This window comes from Metabacillus niabensis, from assembly GCF_902829255.1.
Taxonomy (GTDB): Bacteria; Bacillota; Bacilli; order Bacillales; family Bacillaceae; genus Metabacillus; species Metabacillus niabensis.
On sequence record NZ_CADEPK010000147.1, the window covers coordinates 1 to 5299 of the forward strand.

General features: G+C 33.8%; 4 protein-coding genes. All 4 read left to right on the top strand.

Annotated elements, in window-relative coordinates; all coding sequences use genetic code 11:
* Positions 1–77: 77 nt before the first annotated feature.
* The 4 genes from HU235_RS11795 to HU235_RS11810 all read left to right on the top strand — a co-directional run bounded on the left by HU235_RS11795 (position 78) and on the right by HU235_RS11810 (position 5262).
* Positions 78–2345: a DEAD/DEAH box helicase gene (locus HU235_RS11795; RefSeq protein ID WP_174880340.1), complete on the top strand. Its 2268-nt coding sequence runs from the start codon at positions 78–80 to the stop codon at positions 2343–2345.
* Positions 2346–2596: 251 nt separating this feature from the next.
* Positions 2597–3868 carry a ribonuclease H-like domain-containing protein gene (locus tag HU235_RS11800; protein WP_095302179.1) on the top strand — a complete coding sequence of 424 codons (1272 nt, stop codon included), beginning with the start codon at positions 2597–2599 and terminating at the stop codon, positions 3866–3868.
* A 462-nt stretch (positions 3869–4330) separates the two neighbouring features.
* Positions 4331–4618, top strand: a complete 288-nt coding sequence (locus HU235_RS11805) for a spore coat protein (RefSeq protein WP_095302178.1) — start codon at positions 4331–4333, stop codon at positions 4616–4618.
* Between the two features lie 83 nt (positions 4619–4701).
* Complete coding sequence (locus HU235_RS11810) at positions 4702–5262, top strand: SLOG family protein (protein WP_095302177.1); 561 nt, start codon at positions 4702–4704, stop codon at positions 5260–5262.
* The last annotated feature ends 37 nt before the right edge of the window (positions 5263–5299 follow it).

A 5299-nucleotide genomic window follows, 5' to 3' on the forward strand; every position in this document is an offset into this window, starting at 1 on the left:
ATTTATAAGTGGTGATTTTTTCTACGACAGAGAAAAAATGTCATGAATTGAATGTCGAGATAAGTGAGGTATCTAAAATGGAATTTCGGAAATCCTTATCAAACCTTGTAGACACATTGAAGCAAAATAAAGAATTTAGCGAACAAATTGTTCATTGGCATACAATTCCTCCAAAAGATGCAAAAACGGTAGAAATGCCAAAAGATATCGACGAGCGTTTAAAGCAAGCATTGATAAAAAGAGGGATTTCACAGTTATATACACATCAATTTGATGCATATCGGTTAGCAAAAGATGGAGCGAACTTAGTTGCTGTTACTCCCACAGCATCAGGAAAAACAATATGCTACAATTTACCAGTATTACAAAAGATTATCGAGGATGATACAAGTCGTGCACTATATTTATTTCCTACTAAGGCATTAGCACAAGATCAAAAATCCGAATTAAATGAAATCATTTCAGAAATGGGTGTTCAAGTAAATTCATATACTTATGATGGTGATACGTCACCATCAATTCGCCAAAAGGTAAGAAAAGCAGGTCACATTGTTATTACGAATCCTGATATGTTACATTCGGCAATTTTACCTCATCATACAAAATGGGTTTCTCTTTTTGAAAATATAAAATATGTTGTAATTGATGAGCTTCATATATATCGAGGAATCTTCGGGAGTCATGTTGCAAATGTTATCCGAAGATTAAAACGAATTTGTCAATTTTATGGAAGTAATCCACAATTTATTTGTACATCTGCCACAATTGCAAATCCTAAGGAATTGGCTGAAACGTTAACAGGAGAAAAAATGGAGCTTATCGCTAATAACGGCGCACCTTCAAGTAAGAAGCATTTTATCTTTTATAATCCGCCAATTGTCAATAAACCATTAAATATAAGAAAAAGTGCAACTTTGGAAGTTAGACGTTTAGCAGGATATTTTTTGAAGCATAAAATTCAAACGATTGTTTTCGCTAGAAGTCGTGTACGAGTCGAGATTATTTTAACTTATCTTCAAGAGTTAATTAAAAACCAGCTAACACATAAATCGATTCGTGGATATCGCGGGGGCTATTTGCCTAAACAGCGAAGAGAAATCGAACAAGGGTTAAGAAATGGTGAGATTTTAGGTGTAGTAAGTACGAATGCTTTAGAGCTAGGAGTAGATATCGGACAATTACAAGTTTGCATAATGACTGGTTATCCCGGGACAATTGCGAGTGCTTGGCAACAGGCAGGTAGGGCTGGTAGAAGACAAGGAGAAGCAGTTATTATTATGGTGGCAAGTTCTAGTCCACTTGATCAATATATTATTCAGCATCCTGACTATTTTCTCGAGCAAAACCCCGAGACGGCTGTAATTAATCCAAATAATCTTGTTGTTTTAGTTGACCATTTAAAGTGTGCAGCTTTTGAACTTCCTTTTAAAGAAGATGATACATTTGATGGCTTGGAGCTTAATGATATTTTACAGTTTTTAGCGGAGGAAAGGGTATTGCATTATAACGAAGATACTTATTATTGGATGAACGATTCCTTTCCAGCACATAATATTAGCTTGCGATCGGCTTCACAGGAAAATGTTGTAATTATAGATCAGTCAGATATTGCGAATGTAAAGGTCATTGGTGAAATGGATCGGTTTAGTTCAATGACACTCCTGCATGATGAAGCGATATATTTACATCAAGGTGTGCAATATCAAGTAGAAAAACTAGACTGGGAAGAAAAAAAGGCTTTTGTTCGGGAAGTGGATGTCGATTATTTTACAGATGCGAATTTAGCTGTTCAGCTAAAAGTATTAGAAGAAGACCTTCATGAAGACCATAATCATGTTGAATTAGGGTTTGGCGATGTAACAGTACAAGCTATGGCAACAATTTTTAAGAAAATTAAATTTGATACGCATGAAAATATCGGCTCAGGTCCTATACTCCTGCCAGAAGAAGAGCTCCATACAAACGCCGCATGGATAAGTATAAACGATTCGTTGAAAAGTGAATTACCTGAGAAACGATTAGAGGAAGCATTAATATCTGTTGCCCATTTGTTTCAACATATTGCTCCATTAAAAGTAATGTGTGACCCATCTGATCTCCATGTCGTTTCACAAATTAAATCTGTCCACAATCAGAAACCGACGATTTTTCTATATGATAGATATCCAGGAGGGGTAGGGTTAGCGAAAAAAATCTTTGAAACGATGAATATAATCGTTTTAGAGGCGATCTCATTACTATCTGATTGTCCATGTAAAGAGGGGTGTCCTTCTTGTATAGGAACGGAAACAAGTACTGATTCAATTAAAAGAGATACACTTTCTCTTTTGCAACAGTTAACATGATTTGAAAATTTTTCAAAAAAGACTTTATAGTGAAATTTTTCAATGTGAATATATTTGATAAGTGATTGCTTGTCGTTAGTATACGAGACTTCTGCTGAATGAGGGATAGACTCACCGCCACCCCGAGGTTACACTAATAAAAAGCAACAAACATACAATACATCCTTGTATCAAGAAAATAATAAAAAATTTAATCTACTAGTTACAAGGATAAGTTTTCCAGGAATGAGATGTTTAAAGGGATGAAATAAATGTCGTTATTAAATAAATTAAATCGAATGAAACAGCATATCGTTAGAGAAGAAGCACCATCATCTCTTCAAAAAGAAAGTGAAAAATCTATTGCTAATGAAGCTATATGGGATGAGTATGACACGAAAATCTTTACTTATGATGGACAATATTGCTTTATTAGAGAAATTACGTATCCTTTAACCTTTCAGCACGGTAAATATCAACTAGGTGAATTCCATCGCATTGTTCAGATGTGGAACGAATCTCAATCAACTCATCCATTGTCATGTAAGGGGCATCAAGCAAATGAATTGTTCTTCTTTGACACGGAAACAACTGGTCTTGGTGGTGGTGTAGGGAATACGATATTTTTATTAGGTCAAGCACAAGTGTTTCATGATCGAGTTGTAGTTAAACAGCATTTGCTGCCAAATCCGGGAAATGAAGTTGCGTTATACCAAAGTTTCTTAAATGGGATAAATAGTAAAACGCTTGTAACATATAATGGTAAAGCTTTTGATTGGCCACAGGTAAAAACAAGACATACTCTCATAAGAGAATCCGTACCAAGTCTCCCGCCATTTGGGCATTTTGATTTATTTCATGCTGCAAGGAGACTTTGGAAAAAGGAAATGGATTCTGTAAAACTTGCGAATGTTGAAAAAGTCATCCTCGATATTCATCGTAAGGATGATGTACCAGGATATTTAGCACCAATGATATATTTTCAATTTGTGAAGCAGCAGCAACCAGAAATCATAATGGGTGTCTTAAAGCATAATGAAATTGATGTATTATCACTTATTACCCTTTATATTGATGTTTCCTTAAAACTATTAAACACAACAGTTGAAGCAAATGAAGAGGAACATTATGAAATTGCGCGATGGTTGGACTATATTGGTGACGGACAATCAGCGATGAATGCTTATCAAACGTTAATGGAGAAAGGAACACGTAATGAGGGAAGTGCGAAATACCAAGTTGCGCTTCATTATAAGAAGAATAAAAATTGGGACATGGCAATAAATACATGGAAAGAAATATTATCTCTTTCAAATGAAGAAAAATTAAAGATAGACTCTGCGATCGAACTAGCAAAATATTATGAGCACATTATAAAAAATTATGATGAAGCAATTTATTATACAAAACTAGCTAATCAAATACTTGAACATAATAGAATGAAAGATTCGATAGAACTACAAGCTGAGATTGAAAAAAGATTAGCTAGAATTGAGCGGAAATATGAAAAGATTATTACCCGGGGAAGCGCAAAAAATGAGTGATTTCGTCAAAAATATGACAAAATGATGAAATGATAATAATCCTTAAATTAACAATTGTAGTTTTCTGTAGAACAATGTAAAATATGTGATTGTACGAATGAAAAAAAAGGGGAATACAACTATGTACAAAAGCATTTTATTTCTATTTTTTATTGTTGTTCTCTTAACTATATTTATATTTTCGACTTATAAAGATAGTATTATGGCTTTATTTTAATTAAAATACTAGACGGATTTTCATTTCGTTTAAATATACTTTATTATGAATCAGTGTTGGTCATGTCCTTCACTGATTTTTTATCTGATTTATGAGCTTATATTTCAAAAACAGTAAATGTTTGTAAATTATAGGTTTCTAGCGGATAATTTTTAAAATTAGGTGGTTGCATTAGTACATGTATATCCCATTTATCATAGGCTAGAAGTGTAAGACATGATAAATGATTGAAAGGAGAATGGAATATGCATCATTGTAGACCTAAAGTATTGGCACCAATCGTACATCCAACAAAATGTTGTGTTCAAAATAATTTTTCTGAAACGATTGTTCCACATATTCATCCGCAGCATACAACAGTTGTAAATCATGAGTTCTTCAAGCATCAACATTATTTTCCACAAACACAATCTGTTGAGAATGAAGTTACACATCAACATTTTAATGTGTACGGTCCTGCTCCAACTCAAGGATTTGGTTTTGGTGGTCCAAGACCACGTCCAGGATTCGGCCCTGGTCCATTTGGACGATAATATTTAGGGTGTCAAGGAGCTGAACAATCAGCTCCTTTTTTAGTATAATTATTATGAATAAGAAGCGGAATGGGGTAATTCTGTTGAATGTTCTTACTATTTCCGGCTATAAATCGTTTGAATTAGGTATATTTAAAAATGATGACCAAGCCGTACATTACATAAAAAAGGCAATAGAAAAGTCTTTACATCGGTTTATCGAGCAAGGACTAGAATGGGTAATTATCAGTGGCCAGCTAGGAGTTGAACTATGGGCTGCAGAAGTAGTTTATGAATTACAAGTGCAATTTCCTGATTTGAAACTAGCGATATTAACACCATTTTTTAATCAAGAAAGTAAGTGGAATGAAACGAACAAAGAGTATTATGATTATATCCAATCACAAGCAGACTTTGTTGATAGCATATCAAGGAGAGATTATGAAAGTCCCCTTCAATTCAAACAAAAAAATGAATTTTTAATAAAAAAAAGCGAAGGTCTTCTATTAGTTTATGATGAAGAGAAGGAAGGGTCACCGAAATATATTTTAGACGTCGCAAAGAGAAAACAAGCTACGAATAATTATTATATCGAATTGATAAATTTCTCCAATTTAGAAGCTATTGTAGAAGAGGAAAATTTAAAAAATAACGACTTTTGGTAATTAACGTCGAAATTTTCAAACTTGAGGCGATGAAAGG

Excerpts from the sequence above, each read along its gene's own strand:
- HU235_RS11795 (WP_174880340.1), top strand. The coding sequence starts at position 78 with ATGGAATTTCGGAAATCCTTATCAAACCTTGTAGACACATTGAAGCAA.
- HU235_RS11800 (WP_095302179.1), top strand. The coding sequence starts at position 2,597 with ATGTCGTTATTAAATAAATTAAATCGAATGAAACAGCATATCGTTAGA.
- HU235_RS11805 (WP_095302178.1), top strand. The coding sequence starts at position 4,331 with ATGCATCATTGTAGACCTAAAGTATTGGCACCAATCGTACATCCAACA.